This window comes from Paenibacillus agri (genome assembly GCF_013359945.1).
GTDB lineage: Bacteria > Bacillota > Bacilli > Paenibacillales > Paenibacillaceae > Paenibacillus_AQ > Paenibacillus_AQ agri.
In genome coordinates this window covers 84,963-106,270 of sequence record NZ_JABWCS010000215.1, presented here as the reverse complement: position 1 = coordinate 106,270, position 21,308 = coordinate 84,963, and the positions used below count along the sequence as shown (strand labels likewise).

The following is a 21,308-nucleotide window of genomic DNA, read 5'->3' as shown; positions in this document are numbered from 1 at the left end:
TACCAAATGCTTACTCGGCGCTACGCTTCCAGGCTTCCCGGTACTCCTTGGGCGACATTCCCGTCTGTTTCTGGAATACTTTGGTGAAATAACGCCGTTCCTGATAGCCAACACCCGAACCAATCACCGCAATGCTCTTTTCGCTGTGGGCCAGCATGAACTTGGCGGCATCCACTCGCTGCTGCGTCACATATTCGACAAATGTCATGGAGAAGCGATTCTTGAACAGCAAACAGAAGTAACTGCTGCTTATGCCAAGCTTGCCAGCCACCTCTTCAATGCCGATGTCAGAACTCAACTTTTCTGTAATGTACTGAACCGCCATATTCATGAGCTGATCCGATGATTTTTTCGAGTTCTCGCTTCCGTTATCCGGCACTTCCTGGAACAAAGGGAGACTATTGAACAATTTATCTTTGTACTTTCTGCTGCGAATGTGGGCCCCAATCTCACGCACTTTGTTGCCTAGTTCCTCATAGTGTATCGGCTTGCAGATGTACTCCCTCACCCCAAGCCGGATCGCTTCACGAGCATAATCAAATTCCTGGTAGCCGGTGAGCAGCAGTACCTCGCACTCATTGCCAAGCTCGCGCAGCTTACCGACGAACGTCAGACCGTCCATGACGGGCATGCGGATATCACACAGCACCAGATCGGGATGCTCCTCCTCGGCGATACGCAAGGCATCCATTCCGCTGCGGGCCATGCCTGATACAGTCATGCCCATTTCCTCCCAGGGCAGCACACGGTTCAAATTGTTTAGAATCGGCGCCTCATCGTCAACCAATAATACTTTTAGCATAATGATCTTCCCCCTGCTCGTATTTAGGTATGACGCATTGTATAATCGTTCCCTGACCGGGACTGGAGCAGATAAAGACACCGTATAAGTCCCCGTATTCAATACGGATACGGTCGGCCACACTGCGGACGCCAAGTCCCCTTCGCTCATGATTCATTCGATTATCCGGCTTGTCAACGACTTCCTGCTCCGCATTTTCGTTCACCATATACTGGAATAGCGACAGCTGAGCCGGCGTCATGCCGATACCGTTGTCTGAGATTCTCAGGATCAGATTCCCCCGTTCTTCCCAGCCCTGGATGATCAACTTGCCTGTATAATCAATCCCTTCAAAGCCATGTTGAATACTGTTCTCCACAAGCGGCTGTAACGTAAGCTTCAGTATCCCGCAGCTCATCAGCTCATCTGGAATGTCGATCTCATAGTCGAATAGATCCTCAAAACGGAACTTTTGGATATCCAAATAATGTCGCAGATGTTTCGTCTCTTCCTCAACGGTAATTTCATCCCTGCCCTGAATGCTGATCCGTAAAATACTGGCCAGCCTGTAGACCATTTCGCTTACTTTGCGCCCTTCATTCTGCACCGCGAGCACATTGATCGACTCAAGGGTATTAAACAAGAAATGAGGCTTAATCTGCGCCTGCAGCACTCTCATCTCCGCCTGATTCTTGCGACGCTGCTCGACCTGAATTCGGTTGAACAGACCATTGATCTTATTCATCAGATCGTTGAATCCTTTCGCCAGCAGAGTCAGCTCATCGTTCCCTTTTTCCTCAACACGGGTAGTCAAATCTCCGTCTTCCACACGGCGCATGAAACGGACAATGACCGCAATAGCCCCGGTAATTCGGTTCATGAAGAACAGGTTGAAGAAAACGGCAGCCAAGAAACAGATAAATACGACGATCACGAACCAGCGTGCGAACACTGTGACTTCACGGGATAATGTCTCCCAAGAGGTCACGGATACAAGACTCCATGGATAATCCTTCAGGTGATAGACAGAGAGGATACTCTTCTCGCCGTCGAACTCGGTTTTAAAGCTCTGAAATCCTTTTTTGAAGGCTACTTGTTTAGTGGTAAAAGATTCAAAGTTTTGTCCATCCAGCTTGCGATCCGGATCAAACAGGATCATACCGTCATCATTCACCAGCATGAAGGAAACATTCTGATCGCTGTCGCCTATCTTCAAATTGCGGAAGATCGACTCGAACTCCCAGTTTTTAATTTGCACAACCAGTATGCCGATATTCTGAAAAAAGCTTAGCTCCTTCACGAGCCGAATTTGCGTAAACACGGGTTCAGTCCCCGTAAGTTCCGGGTATTCGTGAGGAGCCAGCCATTTGGGCACACCATTGAGCGTCATGACTTGCTTGTACAGATCGCTCTCTTTGAACTTTTCATAAGGCATCGTGCGGAAATTCTCTTTGGTGAAAACCGAGACAATCTCCGAACTGCCTTTTCCATTAAAATTGTATAGAAACGCATAACTAATAGAAGGATGATTGTATAACAGACTCCGGAAATTGCGCTGGCTGGCATTCAGGTTCAGTTGCTCGGCATCCGTCAGATCCTGTTTGGAAGGATCATCGGCACTTAGTGCCATATGGAATACTGAGGTGGCAATTCCGTTGTCTGTTACATTGTCCATGTCTTTGAAGACATTAGAAATACTGTAGCTGATCGCCTTCAGGGAATATTCCGACTGCTGGCTATATTTTTTCTCAATAGAATTATAAGTTACGAAGAACATAATCATGCCAAGTATAAACAGGGGGATAATAATCAGGCCCACAAATGCCGTAAAAAGTTTATAGCGCAAATTCATCGGCCATGCTCCTGACCCTAAGGGATTATCCTTTCACACTGCCCGCTGTAACGCCTTCAATGATTTTCTCCTGCAAAATCGCATAGATAACGACCACTGGCAATACGCTGTAGACAATCCCCGCCGACATCTGTGCATAGTTCATCTGATATTGATCACGGAATTGAACCATGCCCACTGGAAGCGTACGCAGCTCATCATTGGAAAGGAAGTAGTTGGCTAGCAAGAATTCATTCCAATTTCCTAGGAAATTCACAATGAATACTGTAACCATAGCGGGAACCGTTAGAGGTACAATAATTCTAGCAAAGATACCAGGGGCATTCAAGCCATCCATAACGGCCGCTTCCTCAATTTCCGAGGGCAAAGATCGCATAAAAGCAGCCAAAATAATGATCGTAAATGGAATCGCATTCGCAATATATGGGATGATCAGCGCCCAATGCGTGTTCAAGATGCCAAGCTTACGTACAATGTTGTAGATCGGCAGCATCAGCGCGTTGTTCGGAATCAGCATCCCTACCAGAACCAAAGAGAACAATATCGTATTCCATTTGCCCTGACGCATGCGCGTGATTGCAAACGCGAACATCGAGGCTAGCAGGATGGATACGACGGATGATAACACAGAAATGTACAAGCTGTTGAAGAAATAGGTGCTTATTTTGGCGTTAACCCATGCCTCAACATAGTTATTGAAAACAAATTCTTTCGGAATACCAAAAGGATTGAGCGCAATCGCGTTGTTATCCTTCTTCACAGACGAGAACAGCACGAACAGGAAAGGAAACAGGATGACCAGCAGATAACCCAGAAGGATCACATGGGGCAGACTCTTTTTCAGGGTGCGCATTAGTATTCCACCCTTTCTGTACGCCGGGCAATAAGCACTTGATAAAGAACTGTAACCACCAGCGTGAACGCAAAGATCAGAACAGCGATGGCATTGCCGTACCCATACTTGAAGTTGGTAATCGCATATTTAATCATATAAGTTGCCATAACCTCGGTGGAACCTGCTGGTCCGCCCTTCGTCATGACGATAACGATATCCGCCGCCTTCATCGCACCCGCGATGGACAGCATGATGACTACGGAAATAATAGGGACAATCAAAGGAAGAGTAATCCGGGTCGCCCGCTGGAAACGGGTTGCGCCATCAATTGCCGCAGCTTCATCCAGTTCGCCTGGAATAGACAGAATAGCCGCCAGCACCATGACAATATAAAATCCGGTCCACTGCCACGCATTGGTGATCAGGATGGACAGCATCGCGAACCGCTCATCCGACAACCAGTATACCGGGTTGATTCCGACCAAACTCAGCAGTTTGTTAAAGAGTCCGATGTTAGGCTCGTAGATAAAGCCCCACAGGATGCCGATAACAGCCGTTGACATAATCGATGGCATAAATACTGCTGTCTTGTACAGACCCTTCAGCTTTTTGACATTTGCGATCAAAAGAGAGAAGATCACGATCAAAGGGACTTGGATAAACACGGAGAACAGAATGAACCATCCGTTGTTTTTCACCGAAATCCAAAATCTTTCATCCCCAAAAGCCTTCGTATAATTACTAAAACCAGTATATTTCACCGTCGCTGATACACCATTCCAACTGGTAAAGCTGTAATAGATGGAACTGAAAATCGGATAAATGAAGAACATCAGGAACAGAATTAAAGCAGGAACAACAAATAGCGTAAAAACCACAGGGTTTCTCAATGCTTTATTCATGGCTACCTCCAATTGCTTAGACATCAGAGAACGATTTAAGGAAGTATTTTAAAAAATGTACCCTGGAACAAGCGCCAGGGTACATTCAGTTTCCTGCTTCTTATTCCACTGCTGCGTTGGCTTCTTCCTGAACCTTTTGCAGCGCTTCGCCCATCTTCTCAGGTGTGGTTTGTCCGCCGATCAGCTTTTGAATTTGAATGTTACTGATCTCGGTCGTTACATCCGCTTGCACAAGAGAGTCAAAGGCTGGGAATGAGGATTGGGAGTTGTTCAGTACAGCTACGATCTCGCTCATCAGATCATCTGTAATATTCTCATTCAATACGTTTTGGTCAATCTTCATTGCAGGCAGCACGCCATCTTCTACAAGTCCGCGAAGCTGCATTTCTTCATTAAACAGATTCTTGATGAAGGATTTCACTGCAGCCAATTGACGAGGATCATTAGCTACCGCTGCAGAGAAGCCGTAACCATTGTTCACATCGCGCATCAGAGCTGTTTGGTCACCCACACCGCCCTCAACCGGAGGAATATTGAAGAATCCAACTTTGCCGATCAGGCCTTCACCAGATTGACCTGGTTTGAATACGGAAGATTTCCATGTTCCGTCATACAACAGGATGGCTTCACCGCTTGTGAATTGTGTTGTATATTCAGCATATTCGAAGCCCAGTTCGCCTTTTTTGAAGTAACCTTTGTCTACCCAGTCTTTGTACTTAGCAAAGCCGGCAACGACTTGCGGATCTGTCCATTTAGCTTCGCCAGTAGCGAACTTAGCAGTAACTTCCGGTCCAGCATAACGGGACCACAAGTGGTTAGCCAACATCAACGGTACCCAACCTGCTTTGGAGGCAGCAGCCAATGGCACTTTGCCGTCAGCTTTGATATCTGCCAGTTGTTGTTCCAGCTCGGCAAAAGTCGTAGGGGCCTTCCAGCCCTTGCTGTTGTAGTACTCTTTGTTATAGAAGAATCCTTCACCGGAACCGCCGATTGGCAATCCGTAGATCTTTCCTTCATAAGTAAACGGATCAAGGTTGGAGAATTTATCTTTGATGCCCAATTCTTCCAGAATAGGCGTCAGATCAAGAAGCTTGTTTTCTTTTGCATAAATCTTGGAGTCAGGGCTACCGAACAGATCGAATACCTGCGGTGGATTGCCTGCCGCCATTTCACCACGAAGTTTTTCTTTACGGTTCACGTCTGATTCAACGCCGTCCAGCTTAAAGGTTAAACCAGGAACATCCCCTTCTACCTTCTTAACTACATCCTCCAAAATAGCCAAACGTTTTTGTTTGTCTGCCCCTACTTGGGTGTGACGGATCGTCATTTCGAACGGCTCCTCACTTACCGGTTCCTCAGTAGCAGGTGCGTTTGTAGCTTCCACCGTGTTCGTTCCAGTTTTGTTGCCCTCACCATTGGTAGTGCTAGTGTTGTTATTTCCTCCACAACCGGCAAGCAGCGCAGAGCTTACGAAAATCAGGGACAACAGCAAAGTCATACTTTTTTTCATTTTTGTGACCCTCCCTATTTAATGTTTTCGTTTACAGTTTCTATTATAAAAAAAGGTGATTGTTAACGTAAGGTTAAGATTCATCTACAGTAGGGATAAAATTGTCTAATGTAAGCGAAATCATTGTTATTTTTTAACTTTTAACGTTAGTATATATAACATACATCTTTGTAAAGGCTAATTTTAAAATCAAAAATCATCTAAAAACAATGAAGAATAAGTGCTTTCATGTATGATAAACCGTTATTATGTTATGTATTTTAACATAAATCAAAATAATCGATTCTTTTCTAATCAATTTGTAAGCGGATTATTCTTATATCATAACAGAAGCCGCCCCTTTAGCAGCAGCTATTTTGGGACGGCTTCTTATGTTCTTATGACAAGATATTATACCAGTTCGACTTGCTTGCGACCTTCTTCAACCAGTCTGTAAGCCCGCTGTACTTCCTCTTCAGTTGGGCTGGGAACACCCTCAAGCTCGTAAGCCTTGCCTAACATTTCCCACTTGTATACGCCCATCTGGTGGTATGGCAGGATCTCGAACTTCTCTACCCCATTCAGGCTGCCGATGAAGCGACCAAGATTCAACAGATCCTCTTCCCGGTCATGAATGCCAGGAACATAGACGTGCCGGATCCACATTTTGCGATCATGATCTGACAACCAGCGTGCGAGCTTCAGTGTCCGCTCATTGGATTTGCCCGTTAGCTTGATGTGGGCTTCGTCATCGATATGCTTAAGATCCAGCATCACCAGATCTGTCACATCCAGCAGATCATTAATCTTATCACCTTCATTGTAGCCATTGCTATCCAGTGTGGTGTGCAGATTCCAGCGTTTCTTCACTTCCGTGAACAGTTGCTTGACGAAATGGGCCTGCAGCGTTGGCTCTCCGCCGGATACGGTCAAGCCACCTCCGGACGTACGGTAATAGTTCAAGTAAGGCTCTATCTCAGCCAGAACCTCTTCCAGGCTCATTTCCTTGCCCTCATCCAATGCCCATGTATCTGGATTATGACAATATTGGCATTTCAACAGACAGCCTTGCATGAACAAAACAAATCGAATGCCAGGCCCGTCAACGGTTCCAAAGGTTTCCAAGGAGTGTATGCGACCTTTAATCATTAGGAGTCATCCTTTCTCCACGACTGACCACAGCCTCTCCTTCCGAAGAAGGTCCCTGTCCTTAAAGACTGTTGTCACCTAAAATCGCGGTCCCGAAATTTAAAATTTTAACCAATTGAGAACAAGATTTTACCGCCCTTGTGACAAGGGCGGCATCTCCTTGCGAGTATCATAATGATATAGCTAAAGCCAAAGCAATTTCGTTATCGTCTTACATCGAACCATGGAACGTACGGTTGATTACATCCAATTGTTGTTCGCGAGTCAGCTTGATGAAGTTAACTGCATAGCCGGATACACGAATGGTCAATTGTGGGTAGTTCTCTGGATGCTCCATAGCATCCATCAACTGCTCGCGGGCGAACACGTTGACGTTCAGGTGGTGACCCTTGCTGCCGAAGTATCCGTCAAGCATGGATACCAGGTTGGATTTGCGGCCTTCTTCTTCCTTACCCAATGCCTTAGGCACGATGGAGAAGGTGTTGGAGATTCCATCCAGGCTATCCTCGTAAGGCAGTTTGGCAACAGAGCTCAGGGATGCCAGGGCGCCCTTCTTATCACGGCCGTGCATTGGGTTTGCACCCGGTGCGAATGGCTCGCCTTTTTTACGTCCGTCAGGTGTAGTACCTGTCTTCTTACCATACACAACGTTAGATGTGATGGTCAGTACCGATTGTGTCGGCAAGGAATCACGGTAAGTTGTGTTTTTGCGGATCATTGTCATGAAGGATTCAACCAAATCCACCGCGATGCTGTCTACGGCATCGTCATTGTTACCGTAGCAAGGGAATTCACCTTCGATTTCAAAATCAATGGCAATACCTTGTTCGTTACGTACTGGTCTAACCTTGGCATATTTGATGGCACTCAGGGAGTCTGCTGCAACAGACAATCCAGCGATACCACAAGCCATAGTCCGCAGAATATCGCGGTCATGCAAAGCCATTTCAATACGTTCGTAGGAATATTTATCGTGCATGTAGTGAATGACGTTCAGCGTGTTCATGTACAGCTTAGCCAGCCACTCCATCATTGGTTTGAAACGTTTCATTACTTCTTCATAATCGAGAACATCGGAAGTGATGCGCGGAAGCTCAGGACCAACTTGCACGCCGGATTTTTCATCGACACCACCATTGATAGCATACAACAGTGCTTTCGCCAGGTTGGCACGTGCGCCGAAGAATTGCATTTGTTTACCAATGCGCATTGCAGATACACAACATGCAATACCGTAGTCATCGCCATAGATCGGACGCATCAGATCATCATTCTCGTATTGAATGGAACTGGTCTCGATGGATACCTTGGCACAATATTTCTTGAAGCCTTCAGGCAATTTCTCGGACCACAGTACAGTCAAGTTCGGTTCCGGTGCAGGTCCCAGATTGTACAGGGTGTGCAGGAAACGGAAGCTGTTCTTAGTAACGCGTGTTGTACCATCTACGGACATACCGCCAATGGATTCTGTAACCCAGGTAGGGTCACCACTGAACAGTTCATTGTAGTCAGGTGTGCGCAGGAATTTAACGATACGCAATTTCATAACGAAATGGTCTGTTAATTCTTGTGCTTGTTCTTCGGTCAAAATACCTTCTGCGATATCGCGCTCAACATAGATATCAAGGAAAGAGGATACGCGTCCAAGGGACATTGCCGCACCGTTCTGTTCTTTGATTGCTGCAAGATATCCGAAGTACACCCATTGGAAAGCTTCTTTGGCAGTGTTAGCTGGCTTGGAGATATCAAAGCCGTGCATAGCCGCCATCTTCTTTAGTTCGCCCAGTGCGCGGATCTGTTCGGAGACCTCTTCCCGAAGACGAATTACGGATTCGCTCATGGCATCTACTTCAAGATTTTTGAGGTCTTGTTTCTTTTCGTTGACCAAGAAATCAATTCCGTAAAGCGCTACGCGGCGATAGTCACCAATGATCCGGCCACGGCCGTAAGCATCAGGAAGACCGGTAATGATCCCCGCTCTGCGCGCTGCTCTCATTTCATCTGTATATGCATCAAATACGCCTTGGTTATGCGTTTTGCGAATGTTCGTGAACATGTCGACAATGCCTTGCGGAAGTTCAAATCCGTATGCGTTGCAGGCATCGATCATCATTTTAATACCACCGAACGGTTGAATGGAACGTTTGAAAGGCGCGTCAGTCTGTACGCCGACAATTTGCTCCTTGTCTTTGTCAATGTAACCAGGATTGTGTGAAACGATCGTAGATACAGTGTTCACATCTACATCAAGCACACCGCCGTTAGCAATTTCCCGTTTAGTCATTTCAGAAACAATTTTCCACAGCTCTTTGGTATTCTCAGTAGCTCCGGCGAGGAAGTCTTCCTTGCCCAGGTATGGGGTAATGTTCTTCTCAATAAAATCATTCACGTTAACTTTTCTGGACCATTTACCTTTTGTAAAACCGCGCCAACCCGACTTCACTTCTTGTACATCTTTTTCAATCACCGACATGCTAAATCCCTCCATCTATATTTATAGTATTGTAGAGATCGCGGGCTTGAAGGTTAATCCCGTGTCTCGCGACCCCATCTAATGGTTGTTATAAAATTCACAAAAGTGATTTTACAACTGGGATCGTTGTTTGTTTATATAAATATTTTAGTTTATTTTCTGAAAAAGGACTGTGACAAATATCACCTTTTCGGTGATATTTGTCACTAGCATCCAGTTTCTCAAGGAACAGAATTCTTAGCTTAAACCCTTGGTATTAGTTGTCAAATTTGCCGTAGAAAGCATTGCGGTATACGTCTGCAAGCTCGCTGACAAGCGGCATTTTTGGATTGGCAGTTGTACATTGGTCTTCGAATGCACGGTCAGCCAGATAGTCAACACGCGATTCGAAATCCTTAGGATCAAAGCCCAGCTGTTGGAACGACTCCTCAATACCCAGCTTTTTGTTCATGTCGCGGATAGCATTGATCAAGCTGGTAACCCCTTCTTCAGTGGTACGAGCTGGCAGTCCCAAAATACGGGCGATTTCTGCATAGCGCTCATCAGCAACGAAGTGCGAATACTTAGGGAACGAAGCAAACTTCGTTGGTTTCTTGGCATTGTAGCGGATAACGTGTGGCATAAGAATCGCATTGGTGCGACCATGAGCCGTGTGATATTGACCGCCCCATTTGTGCGCCAAGCTGTGGTTAATGCCCAGGAACGCGTTGGCAAACGCCATACCAGCAAGCGTTGAAGCATTGTGCATTTTCTCACGGGCCAGTGGATCAGCTTCCAGTGCCGATTTCTCCAGGTATTGGAATACGAGCTGGATAGCTTTGATGGCCAGACCATCGGAGTAGTCACTAGCCATAACCGACACATAGGCTTCAATCGCATGGGTCAAAACGTCCATACCTGTATCAGCAACAGCAGTTTTTGGCAAGCTGTATACGAACTCTGGATCAATGATAGCTACATCAGGTGTGAGCTCATAGTCAGCCAAAGGATATTTGGTGTGTTTTTCAGTTGTTTTATCCGTGATAACCGCGAAAGAAGTAACTTCCGAACCCGTACCCGAAGTGGTAGGAATGGCAACGAATTTAGCTTTGTTACCCAGTTTAGGGAACTTGTAGACCCGTTTACGGATATCCATGAATTTTTGTTTCAGACCGTTAAAGTCAGCGTCTGGGTGTTCATAGAACAACCACATACCTTTAGCTGCGTCCATAGGGGAACCGCCGCCAAGTGCAATGATGCAGTCCGGCTGGAATCTGTTCATCATAGCTGTACCTTTTTCCACTGTAGTTGTCGATGGATCTGGTTCTACTTCCGAGAACACTTCGATGGCTACTGGTGTTTGACGTTGACGCAAGTAGTGTTCAACTCTTTCCACATAACCCAGCTTCACCATCATAGGGTCAGTGATAATCGCAACACGTGTAATATCAGGCATTTTGGCAAGGTATTGAGTTGCACCTTTTTCGAAATAGATCTTGTCGGGTACTTTAAACCATTGCATATTCACGGTACGACGATTCACCCTTTTCACGTTGATCAGATTGATGGCAGTCACGTTTTGCGATACCGAGTTGCGTCCGTAAGATCCGCAGCCCAGGGTCAGCGAAGGGATATTAGTGTTGTAAATATCGCCGATGGCACCGTGTGTCGATGGCGAGTTTACCAGAATACGTCCGGTTTGCAGACGGTTCGAGAATTTCATGATCACTTCTTCATTGTTGGAGTGGATAGCCGAGCTGTGGCCCATGCCTCCGAACTCAACGATCTCGGCAGCACGTTCGATACCTTGATCAGCATTTTTAACTTTATAGCAAGCCAGTACCGGGCTAAGCTTCTCTGCAGACAGCGGGAATTTTGTACCTACACCTTCAAGTTCAGCTACCAGAATTTTAGTGCCTGCTGGAACTTGAATTCCGCACATTTCCGCGATCTTCGTTGCAGATTGGCCAACAATTGCCGGATTCACTGCACATTTTTCAACGTTCATTGCGCCGGAAGTCAGCTTGCCAGCTTCTTCTTTGTTAACAAAGTAACAACCGTTCGCAATCATTTTCTTCTTCACTTGGTCGAAGATAGCTTCTTCAATAATTACTGCTTGCTCGGATGCGCAAATCATACCGTTATCGAATGTCTTGGAAAGAATGATGTCAGTTACCGCTTGGTCGATATCGGCACTCTTCTCGATAAAGGCAGGCACGTTACCAGGGCCTACACCCAGAGCCGGTTTACCACAGCTATAAGCTGCTTTAACCATCGCCGATCCGCCTGTTGCCAGAATCAGTGCAACGTCAGGGTTGTTCATCAAAGCGTTGGTTTTGTCCATCGTAGGCAATTCGATCCATTGGATACAGTTCTCAGGTGCGCCAGCTTTCACTGCTGCGTCATGTAGAATTTTGGCGGATGCTGCACTACACTCTTGCGCAGATGGATGAAAACCGAATATAATAGGATTACGTGTCTTTGCGGCGATCAAAGCTTTAAACATCGTGGTGGATGTTGGATTGGTTACCGGTGTGATACCCATAACGATGCCGACCGGTTCGGCGATCTTTTGGAAACTTTCGTAGGAGTTGTCTTCGATGACCCCTACGGTTTTGTCATATTTAATTCCGTGCCAGATATATTCTGTTGCGAAAATGTTCTTCGTAATTTTATCTTCGTAGACCCCGCGACCTGTTTCTTCTACGGCCAGTTTCGCCAGATACATGTGCTTGTCGAGTCCTGCCAGCGCCATTGCATGAACGATTGTGTTGACTTGCTCTTGATCCAGCTGCATGTACGCTTCTTGAGCCTTCTTGGCTTTATCTACCAAAGTCTGAATATATTCCTCAGCTGTTGGTTGCTTCACTTGGGCGGGCACTTCATTTTTAACTGCCATGTCCCTCGTCCTCCTGTCAATTTTTGAGTTGTTTTTCTCTACATGTTCATATTATCACATACTTTTCGTCTTGTATAGTGAAATCTTTCACAAAGTATAAAGTTTTTTTGACGTGTTTCAAAGCGCTTACATTCAATCATATTCAGGTATTTTAACCATATTTTATTTAAAAAATCGTTGAATTCCCCTTGTTTTAGGCTTTTAACCAACGTATTCCTTATTATATATAACTAAAAAGAAACATCTTGCTCTTCATTCAGCACTCCATGAATCACAGAAGATTCACAATCCCTCACACGCATTCAGTACCACTCCTGGTCACTCTTTAATCTCAAATATACCTAACAAAAAAAGGCTATTAAAAAAGACCAACCAGTAATCTCTAGTTGATCCAATAATACGAAGGGACGCCCCTCACCATTCACATGGTTTCTGGGACATCCCTTTGTTCGTGCTATTCAGTTACAGCGATTATGCTGAAGTCTGATTATTGTACTTTGATTCCGTCGAAGAATTTCTCTTGGACTGTTTTAGCAGCAGCATCAAGCTGAGCTTTGGAATCCGTTCCTTTTTTGGAGAACAGCTCTTGAATGACATTGGACATTGTTGCATAGTAGTCCTGAGTATTGTACTGAGCTTCTGGCTTACCGTCCAGCAGGTTCATGATTTCCGGATTGTATTGGTAGACGTTTGTGTACTTATCATAGACAGCTTTAGTCTTCTTACCGAATTCAGAATCAGCGGAGAAGTAGTCAAGAAGCGGCGGAATGAAGAATTTACCGTCTGCTTCACGTTGCTTGATTACCGCATCAAGTGCATCCAGCCCCTTCTCAGAGAAGTAGTCGAATGTGATGTAACGGAAAGCCATCTCTTGCTCGTCTTTCGTTGCATTCGGGTTGATTACGAGATAGTCGCCACCAAGTACGCCTGTGTGCTTGCCGCCTTTTTCAGCTGCAGGCATTGGGTACGTCAACACCTCTTCAGGTTTCAAACCGCCTTGGTTCAGGGCTTGCTCGATAACGCCGTCAGAACCGGCCATAACCATTGCAGTACGGCTTTGTTGGAACGCGCCTACAGCATCGCCCCAGCCAAGTGCCCAGTCTTGAGGAATAGCATTAGCTTCCCATCTAAGCTGCTTATAGAAGTCCAGTGCTTTCACACCAGCGTCGGAGTTGAATGTAGCTACAACCTTACCGCCATCAATATTTTGGATTTCTCCGCCTGCTTCGAACAGGAAGTTGGTCCAGTTCCAGCCAGCTTCATTACCTTTACCCATTGGAGCAATACCAGAGATACCTTTTTTAGTATCCGCTGCGCCCTTGGCAGTGTTCAGCATATCGTCCCAAGTCCAGTCAAGTGGAGGAACAGCTACACCTTTTTCATCAAGCAGCTTTTTGTTGATCATTGTAGTGGTGACATAACCTTTTTGTGTTACACCATATACTTTGCCGTCAATGATGAACTGATTCTGCAGGACAGGGTTAATTTCATCTTTGTGTTCATAGTTGTTCCAAAGATCTGTGATATCGGCTACCCAGCCCTTTTCAACCAGGAACTTAGCTTCTGTAGCAAAGGTATTGAAGAACGTTGGTGCCTCGTTGGCAGCCATCTTGATGCCGATTTCATTTACGTTGTACTGCCAGTCATCCTTAACGATTTCAACGTTTGGATATTCAGCTTGGAAACGCTTAATTTTGTCATCTTCCTGAGCTCTGATTTCCGTAAGGTCAGGTGTCGGATAGTGAATCTTGATTGTAACTTTTCTTTGGGTAATGTCATCCTTAGCAGCTGCATCGGTGCCGCTTGAATTGTCTGTTGCGGCATTCGTTGGGGCTGTAGTTGCGTCCCCGCCCTTTTCGCTGGCTGTATTACCGTTGTTACCGCCACAAGCGGAAAGCAACGAACCGGCCATCAGGAGGCTTAGTAGCATAGTGGAATACTTGCGCATTGAAACTCCCCTTTTCAATTTCATAATTATCTTACACATTGATCATAAAAGAGAAATCGTTTACAAACGAGGTGCATTTATATTCCTTTTATGTGTAAGTTTACGATTGGTAGTAGAATCAGACATTAAATTTAACCTTTGACAGCGGATAAAGCCACACCGCGCATAATGAACTTCTGGAAGATCAAGAATACGACAATTGGCGGCAAACTGACAAGGAAAAGAATCGCAAACTTGATATTGGTATTGAGTGCCTTAACGTTAATAACATACTTATAGATCGCTGTTGCCAATGTGTACTTGTCATCACTATGCATAACGAGTGACGGCCAGAACCAGTCATTCCATGCTGTAGAGAAGATAAAGATGGCAAGTGTTGCGAAAATCGGAACCGACAGCGGTACTGCGATGGAGAAGAAGCTTCTTGGCTCCGAGGCTCCGTCGATCCGGGCGGCTTCGAAGATTTCAGGGTGAATACCGTCAAAGAAGTTCTTGAGCAACAGGAAATAGAATGTATTCGCACCTGCTGGCAGCCAGAAAGCTGCGTATTGGTTCAGCAAGCCCAGTTCCTTCAAGTTGACAAAGTTTGGAACCATATAACTGCTCGCCGGAATGAACAGGGTCATCAGGAAGAAGAAATAAATAGCTTTCTTATAAGGTACATTCATCCGGGAGATACTAAACGACGCCATCCCCAACACTACCAGGGTCATTAACATGTTACCCACAAAGATATAGATAGTGTTTCTTAGGTATGAAAACAGATCAATATAGTTCATTGCTTGCTTCAGGTTGTCAAAATGCCATTCCTGCGGGAAAAAGTGTGGCGGGAACGTGTTTACTTCTGTATTGGACTTGAGTCCGTTAAACATCATCATGAGTATAGGATACAACATGCTGAACACCATGGCACATATAACCAAAACCATTATTCCATATACGATTTTATTACTGGTCTGCTTAAGATCGTGTTCCGATAATATACCTCTGTCTCCACTTTTCATCTTAGTTGTCCTCCTTGTTGAGCTTGAACTGTAAGACGCCCAAACCGCCCAGGACGATGAACATAAGCATGCCTAGTGCAGTAGCCGTTCCATAATCAAGTTTTGTAAACGCGTATTTAACCATCAGGAGCGCATAGGTCAACGTGGTGTTGTTAGGTCCACCATCAAGCAAAGCCATCTGTGACTGGTACCCTTGCGAAGTGCCGATAACCTGCAAAATAAGCATCAGAATGATCAGATTACGCATAGAAGGCAATGTAATATGACGAATACGTGCCCATACACCAGCACCGTCAATTTCTGCCGCTTCATACCAGTCACGCGGAATGCTCAGCACCGCTGCCAGATATATTAGCATCCCTGAACCGAATTGCTGCCAGGTCTCCATAAAGACGAGTGAAATCATAGACCATCTGGTGTCAGTCAAAAACGCAATTTGGTCGATTCCAAAAGTGCCAAGTAACGCATTGATTGGTCCAACCGGATCGTACAGCCATCTCCATAGTCCGTACAACACGACGCCTGGTACGACAAAAGGCAAGTAAGCAGCTACCCGCACAAAGCCTCCAAATCTGCGGAGCTCCGAGATCGCGATCGCGAAGGCGATTGGAACCCAAAATCCGAGGACAAAACACAATGCCATGTAATAGAGGGTATTCTTTACAGCCGTTAATACATCGGGATCTGTAAGTGCTCTGGCATAGTTGTCAAAGCCCACAAAAGTATTGCCTGAAACGAAATCGACGTGATAAAAGCTGTACACTAAGCCCTTCAAAATGGGAACCCACATGAATAGGATGAAAATTACAAATGCGGGTACAAGGAACATGTAGCCCCAGAAGTTTTTCTTCCAGCGGCCATTCCGTTGTGGCGTGGACGATTTACGCTCCATCTGTGCCCCCGGGTTTTCGTTTACTACTGCAGTTTGGTTCATCAAGCTCCCTCATTCCTTTGGTTCGTTCGGCATTTTTTCGCAAAATGCTTCCTACCTTAAATTGTAGAAAATCAGGCTTGTACTGAACATGTGTATATCTATCGAAGTAATGACTGTTCTTACTTCTTCAATTCGCTGGGGCTAATTCCATAGTATTTTTTGAATATTTTGCTAAAATGTTCCGGCGATTCATAGCCTACTCGCTCTGCAATTTCATATCTTCGCAGATCCGTATTCAGGATCATTTCCCGGCTTTCCTCCATCCGCAGCTTAATCACATACTCCCACAGATTAAAGCCTGTATTCTTCTTGAACAGGTAGCTCAGATAGTTGGGACTTACATGATTTTTCTTCGCCACCTCGTGAATAGTCAGACCTTTTTGCGCATAGTTCTCGTCGATGTATTCCTTCGCTTTCTGGACGATGAGGTTGCTTCGCGTATGTAGTTCTTCGGCAGAAGGATCTATTGCGTAATTATTCCAGTTAAAATCACCATAGTAGAACACATAGTGGTCGCTATGCTCCTTGTTCCAGAGAATAGCCTTTGAAGCCTGCCGGTTCAGCACATTCATAAACGGCAGTCCCTTCAGAATCTGGCTAATCCCGATAACCGCGTGCAGATGCAGATATTTATGAATATTAAAATGCAAACTGCGACCGAGAACATCTAACCGGTTAATCTGGCCCGAGGAAGATTCTTCATAGCTTTTCTCATCCCACTGGATAATGATCGTTATTTCTCCCTCTGGAGAGTAAAAAGCAATAGAGTTCCACTCCTGATCCATAAGCTCCTTGGCAATATTCAAGGCTGCATAACATAAGAGGCGCTTATCATTGGCGCAATATTTCTTCTCTGATCCCGGATCAGACAACGGAAGCTTGATCTTGATGACCGAAAAGAAAGGCCCCTGAAGGTTAAGGGCATCTATTTTTTGCAGACTGCGCGGGTCAGCCAGCACCTTATCCGGATTCGCCAGCAATTCAGTCAACAGTTGACTGTATTCCGGCTGCGTCTCTTCTAAGCGAAAGCTCTCGCTGATACCGGACATGAACGTATCCAGCTCCGGTGAAGGCTTATCCAGCTTCAGCAGCACATTACGTACAGAGTCCAGAAACTGCTCGCTGTTCAAGGGCTTGATCAAATAATCCTTGGCTCCTAGCCGTACCGCCATTTGGGCATACTGAAACGTCTCATGCGCTGAGATGACAATGGTTTGTACCCAAGGCTTGGTCAGTTTCGCATGCTGCATCAGATCAATGCCGCTCATGGCGCCCATCTGAATATCCGTAACCAGCAGATCGATATCTTCCATTCGTATGCAATCTAGCGCCTCAAAACCGCTGTTTGCCGTATAAATATGATCGATTTCCAAACCGGATGAAGCAAGCAGACTGCTAAGTCCTTTAACAATCAACGGCTCATCGTCCACTACCAAAATATTAAACATATCGATATTCTCCTTTTATTCGTGATTCTCCGATTTCGGCAGCTTGACTACTACCTGGGTTCCACCACCCGCGCGGGCAGCATAACTAATACCATATTCAGGGCCAAAATGCAGATGTATACGCTGGTTGACATTACGGATGCCATATCCGCTGGTCGGATTTGGATTTTCTTCATCAAGAATCCACATAATTGCCTCAAAATCAACCTCTTTGTAACCGTTATCTTCTATGGAGATAAGGATGTAATCCTCCTCCATCCAGGCTGTAATAATAATCTCGCCGTCTTCCCCCATATTCTTCACGCCATGAATGATGGCATTCTCGATCAACGGCTGCAGAGTGATCTTCGGAATCAAGTTGCTCTTAATATCCGGATCAATATTCATCTCAACCCGAAAAACATAATCATACCGGTGCTGCTGGAGCTTGATATAAGCAGAGGCATGTTCCAGTTCTTCCTCCAGTGTAATCAACTCTCTGCCACGACTGAGACTAATCTTCATCAGCTTGGACAGCTGCTTGACCATCTCGGCAGATTCCGCATTACCTTCAAGTGATATTTTCCAATATATGCTCTCGAGTGTATTATATAGCAGATGGGGATTGATTTGTTGGTAAAGCAATTGCAGCTGCGATTCTTTCTGCTTCAGTTCCATTTTATACTTGTAAGTAATCAGGCCATTAAGCCTTCGGGCCATATCATACGTGGAAGTGATCAGCACGCTGACCTCGTCATTGCTGCCCCACCTTGGCGTCTCTGGGACACGATTGCCAGGTTCGTATTTACGCACGAAAAAGGCTAGCTTTTGCAGAGGCGTCATCAGGGAACGCCAGAAATATGTAATAATGATCAGCCCGAATACCGCATAGGCGATGGTGATATATTGTATGACCCTCTTCATCTCATTTTGCTGCTGTAAAAGCGCTTTTACAGGAACCTTGTAGACAAGCTTCTGACCCAGGGCATGGTTGTTATTGACCACATAAATAAAATCATTGGTGATAACATCCACGATGCCTTCCGGATCTCCCTCCTCTGCCCCTTCCGGCAGTTCAATATGGTCACCTAAATTGTTAATCGTAGAAGCAAGTACAAGATTATTCATATCTGTGAGGTAGATCTCACCGTCAGGCAGGGATATCGATTTCAGCGATTCACTGATTTTGGACTCCATTTTAGTCACGACCAATACGCCAATGGTCCCTTCTCCACGGTAAATGTTGTTGACCGCCCTGACATAGGTAAGTGTCTTGTTATTCTCGGCCTGGGCACTGAGTCTGTCCATAAACTGCAGATAGCCCCGCCCTTTCTGCTGCACCGCCGATTGGAACCAACTAGGCTCCTCTTCCTTGGAGAAAAAATAAACTCCCGCCTTCTTGACCTGCGGAAAGTTCGGGGCAAAGAAATATTTATCCTCCGGATCGTATACATAGAGCGAGTAATAAACAACATCATCCTTGCCGGTACCCTGGGAGTAGCTGAGCAGCAGCTTTTCTATAGCCTCATAACGCTTGAACGAATCCATCACAATTTCATTGGATTTTGTGCTCAGCTGTTGAATCAGCGGGTTCTGAATGATGGTGGTGGTGATTTTGTTAACGGTCTCAATATCCCGGTTAATAATCGTAAAGTTCTGTTTATTCAGCTCCACATATGCATTCGTAACATGACGCTTGAGAATGCCCTCGGCCTTCAAATTGCCGTAGCTGTTCAGAATCAGAATGGGAGAGATCATAATCAGGAAGAGCAGGATTAACTGCTGCTTGACGTTCAGTTTCACAAGTGGCTTAACAAGTCTTGACCACATAAGGCACACCTCCAGCTTCATACTATAACAAACGCTATATGCGTCATATATGTCTATTCTAAAGTTTTTTAGGAGTATTTGTATCTATTTTTCTACTAAAGACAAAATAAAAGCTACGCCATGATCCAGCCTGCAGAAGTGGAATGCTAAATTTACAGTTATCCGTTAACTGTTGGAGGATATTTGAAAATCTCAGTTACACACTACAGCACAAAAAAAAAGACTGGAACAGCCCGTCAGAACGGCTCCAGTCTTCTCTGAACACGTATTAATACATTATTATTGCGTATATCCGTTTAAGTCAAGCCATGAAGCGCAAGTCTCCGTCCAGCCACAAGTATGCTGTTCCTCCGTAGCCAAGCCTAGGCCATGTCTTCCGTGTGCATAGACATGCAGATCGAACGGAATACCATGACGTCCCAGAGCTGCGGCGAAAAGAAGGCTGTTCTGAGCCGACACACCTTCGTCATCCGACGTATGCCACAGAAAGGTCGGCGGTGTGTCCGTTCCTACTTGCAGATCGCTGCTCATTAGATCCACCAAATCATCTTGCGGGGAAGAACCCAGCAAATTGTCCTTGGACCCTTTGTGTACCACCTGATCATCCATAGAAATTACCGGATAACATAGAATCATAAGATCCGGACGGCTGGACACCCGTTCCACTGGATCATTATCCTCTGCATTGCCCTTGTCAAACAACACGCCAGCCGTGGAGGCCAGGTGACCACCAGCAGAGAATCCAAGAATCCCGATGCGGGCGGGATCAATCCTGAATTTCTCAGCATGTAGGCGCACTGTACGCATCGCCCGCTTGGCATCCAGAAGTGCACTTGGATATTGGTAGGGCGCTACGCGGTAGCGCAACACAAAGGCTGAAATGCCCAGGCTGTTGAGCCAGATAGCTATGGGCTCCCCCTCATGATCTGCACGCATCCCGTAAGCACCACCAGGGCAAATCACAACCGCGGCATTGCCGTCCCCTTCGACAAGATAAGGTGTAATAGCCGGGCAATCCTCGTCATTAGTACCCGCAGCTCCGGGAGCACCGTCAGGCCATAAAAGAATGGTCTCCATTTCTCATCCCTCAATCTTCCTTCATAGACTTGTCATTATGAGGGAATTCCCCTCACAATGACATCAGTCTATCAAGTTAGAGGAGTTCATGCAATCCGGCAACAACAAGATCCGCTTCCTTAAGAATTTCCGGCTTGCCGATTCCGACTACCTTCATTCCTGCCGCTTTTCCTGCTTCCACACCCGCTTCTGCGTCTTCAAACACAACGCATTCCTCCGGCTGTAATTTAAGCTCAACAGCCCCGGTGAGGAACACTTCAGGGTCAGGCTTAGCGTTAGATACTTTGTTGCCATCAACTACAGCATCGAACAGATCGGTAATGTTCAGCTTATCAAGAATGAACATGGCGTTCTTGCTCGCTGAACCAAGCGCGATACCAACACCGCGTTCTCTAAGACCTGTAAGATATTCCTTCACGCCCGGCAGCAGCTCGGATTGATCAAGCTTGTTGATGAACTCTACGTACAGCTTGTTCTTCTTATCTGCCATCGCGATTTTTTCTTCCTCCGGGAAATCAAGACCGCCTACTTCCAGCAGGATATCGAGCGATCTCATCCGGCTTACGCCTTTGAGACGTTCGTTATCCTCCTCTGTAAATTCAAAGCCAAGCTCACGGGCAAGCTCTGCCCAGGCCAGGAAGTGGTATTTCGCCGTATCTACGATGACACCGTCCAGATCGAAGATGGCACCTTTCATATTTTGCAGCATGACATTCTGTCCTCTCTATG

15 protein-coding genes are annotated in these 21,308 nt (G+C 45.8%); all 15 read right to left on the bottom strand.

Annotated features, from left to right (window positions below):
* Positions 1 to 10: 10 nt before the first annotated feature.
* On the bottom strand, positions 11 to 802 hold the full coding sequence (locus tag HPT30_RS19650; protein ID WP_175373029.1) for a response regulator transcription factor: 792 nt from the start codon (positions 800 to 802) through the stop codon (positions 11 to 13).
* Positions 780 to 2,633 carry a cache domain-containing sensor histidine kinase gene (locus HPT30_RS19645; protein ID WP_175373028.1) on the bottom strand — a complete coding sequence of 618 codons (1,854 nt, stop codon included), beginning with the start codon at positions 2,631 to 2,633 and terminating at the stop codon, positions 780 to 782. Before HPT30_RS19645 ends, HPT30_RS19650 begins: the two co-directional genes overlap by 23 nt.
* Positions 2,634 to 2,658: 25 nt before the next feature.
* Entirely contained in the window at positions 2,659 to 3,486 is an 828-nt protein-coding gene (locus tag HPT30_RS19640) for a carbohydrate ABC transporter permease (protein WP_175373027.1), read from the bottom strand.
* A complete protein-coding gene (locus HPT30_RS19635; RefSeq protein ID WP_175373026.1) occupies positions 3,486 to 4,370 on the bottom strand; it encodes a carbohydrate ABC transporter permease in 885 nt (294 codons plus the stop codon). Before HPT30_RS19635 ends, HPT30_RS19640 begins: the two co-directional genes overlap by 1 nt.
* A gap of 100 nt (positions 4,371 to 4,470) precedes the next feature.
* A complete protein-coding gene (locus tag HPT30_RS19630; protein WP_175373025.1) occupies positions 4,471 to 5,880 on the bottom strand; it encodes an extracellular solute-binding protein in 1,410 nt (469 codons plus the stop codon).
* Between the two features lie 390 nt (positions 5,881 to 6,270).
* Positions 6,271 to 7,008, bottom strand: coding sequence for a pyruvate formate-lyase-activating protein (pflA, locus tag HPT30_RS19625; protein ID WP_066363800.1), 738 nt, complete (start codon positions 7,006 to 7,008; stop codon positions 6,271 to 6,273).
* A gap of 211 nt (positions 7,009 to 7,219) precedes the next feature.
* A complete protein-coding gene (gene pflB, locus HPT30_RS19620) occupies positions 7,220 to 9,481 on the bottom strand; it encodes a formate C-acetyltransferase (RefSeq protein WP_175373024.1) in 2,262 nt (753 codons plus the stop codon).
* Between the two features lie 256 nt (positions 9,482 to 9,737).
* A complete protein-coding gene (adhE, locus tag HPT30_RS19615) occupies positions 9,738 to 12,359 on the bottom strand; it encodes a bifunctional acetaldehyde-CoA/alcohol dehydrogenase (RefSeq protein WP_175373023.1) in 2,622 nt (873 codons plus the stop codon).
* Positions 12,360 to 12,846: 487 nt separating this feature from the next.
* Positions 12,847 to 14,307 carry an ABC transporter substrate-binding protein gene (locus tag HPT30_RS19610; protein WP_175373022.1) on the bottom strand — a complete coding sequence of 487 codons (1,461 nt, stop codon included), beginning with the start codon at positions 14,305 to 14,307 and terminating at the stop codon, positions 12,847 to 12,849.
* A gap of 131 nt (positions 14,308 to 14,438) precedes the next feature.
* Positions 14,439 to 15,311, bottom strand: coding sequence for a carbohydrate ABC transporter permease (locus HPT30_RS19605; RefSeq protein WP_175373021.1), 873 nt, complete (start codon positions 15,309 to 15,311; stop codon positions 14,439 to 14,441).
* A 1-nt stretch (position 15,312) separates the two neighbouring features.
* A complete protein-coding gene (locus HPT30_RS19600) occupies positions 15,313 to 16,203 on the bottom strand; it encodes a carbohydrate ABC transporter permease (protein ID WP_246317300.1) in 891 nt (296 codons plus the stop codon).
* Positions 16,204 to 16,364: 161 nt separating this feature from the next.
* Positions 16,365 to 17,693, bottom strand: a complete 1,329-nt coding sequence (locus HPT30_RS19595; protein ID WP_175373019.1) for a response regulator transcription factor — start codon at positions 17,691 to 17,693, stop codon at positions 16,365 to 16,367.
* 15 nt (positions 17,694 to 17,708) lie between these two features.
* Entirely contained in the window at positions 17,709 to 19,502 is a 1,794-nt protein-coding gene (locus HPT30_RS19590) for a cache domain-containing sensor histidine kinase (RefSeq protein WP_175373018.1), read from the bottom strand.
* 279 nt (positions 19,503 to 19,781) lie between these two features.
* Positions 19,782 to 20,579: an alpha/beta hydrolase gene (locus HPT30_RS19585; protein WP_175373017.1), complete on the bottom strand. Its 798-nt coding sequence runs from the start codon at positions 20,577 to 20,579 to the stop codon at positions 19,782 to 19,784.
* Positions 20,580 to 20,655: 76 nt separating this feature from the next.
* Positions 20,656 to 21,288, bottom strand: a complete 633-nt coding sequence (gene pgmB, locus HPT30_RS19580) for a beta-phosphoglucomutase (protein WP_175373016.1) — start codon at positions 21,286 to 21,288, stop codon at positions 20,656 to 20,658.
* Positions 21,289 to 21,308: the final 20 nt, after the last annotated feature.

What these genes read in the sequence shown, in the direction of transcription:
- HPT30_RS19640 (WP_175373027.1), bottom strand. Translation starts at nt 3,486, where the DNA reads ATGCGCACCCTGAAAAAGAGTCTGCCCCATGTGATCCTTCTGGGTTAT.
- HPT30_RS19630 (WP_175373025.1), bottom strand. Translation starts at nt 5,880, where the DNA reads ATGAAAAAAAGTATGACTTTGCTGTTGTCCCTGATTTTCGTAAGCTCT.
- pflA (WP_066363800.1), bottom strand. Translation starts at nt 7,008, where the DNA reads ATGATTAAAGGTCGCATACACTCCTTGGAAACCTTTGGAACCGTTGAC.
- HPT30_RS19635 (WP_175373026.1), bottom strand. Translation starts at nt 4,370, where the DNA reads ATGAATAAAGCATTGAGAAACCCTGTGGTTTTTACGCTATTTGTTGTT.
- HPT30_RS19595 (WP_175373019.1), bottom strand. Translation starts at nt 17,693, where the DNA reads ATGTTTAATATTTTGGTAGTGGACGATGAGCCGTTGATTGTTAAAGGA.
- HPT30_RS19645 (WP_175373028.1), bottom strand. Translation starts at nt 2,633, where the DNA reads ATGAATTTGCGCTATAAACTTTTTACGGCATTTGTGGGCCTGATTATT.
- HPT30_RS19605 (WP_175373021.1), bottom strand. Translation starts at nt 15,311, where the DNA reads ATGAAAAGTGGAGACAGAGGTATATTATCGGAACACGATCTTAAGCAG.
- HPT30_RS19590 (WP_175373018.1), bottom strand. Translation starts at nt 19,502, where the DNA reads ATGTGGTCAAGACTTGTTAAGCCACTTGTGAAACTGAACGTCAAGCAG.
- pgmB (WP_175373016.1), bottom strand. Translation starts at nt 21,288, where the DNA reads ATGCTGCAAAATATGAAAGGTGCCATCTTCGATCTGGACGGTGTCATC.
- adhE (WP_175373023.1), bottom strand. Translation starts at nt 12,359, where the DNA reads ATGGCAGTTAAAAATGAAGTGCCCGCCCAAGTGAAGCAACCAACAGCT.
- HPT30_RS19600 (WP_246317300.1), bottom strand. Translation starts at nt 16,203, where the DNA reads ATGGAGCGTAAATCGTCCACGCCACAACGGAATGGCCGCTGGAAGAAA.
- HPT30_RS19650 (WP_175373029.1), bottom strand. Translation starts at nt 802, where the DNA reads ATGCTAAAAGTATTATTGGTTGACGATGAGGCGCCGATTCTAAACAAT.
- HPT30_RS19585 (WP_175373017.1), bottom strand. Translation starts at nt 20,579, where the DNA reads ATGGAGACCATTCTTTTATGGCCTGACGGTGCTCCCGGAGCTGCGGGT.
- pflB (WP_175373024.1), bottom strand. Translation starts at nt 9,481, where the DNA reads ATGTCGGTGATTGAAAAAGATGTACAAGAAGTGAAGTCGGGTTGGCGC.
- HPT30_RS19610 (WP_175373022.1), bottom strand. Translation starts at nt 14,307, where the DNA reads ATGCGCAAGTATTCCACTATGCTACTAAGCCTCCTGATGGCCGGTTCG.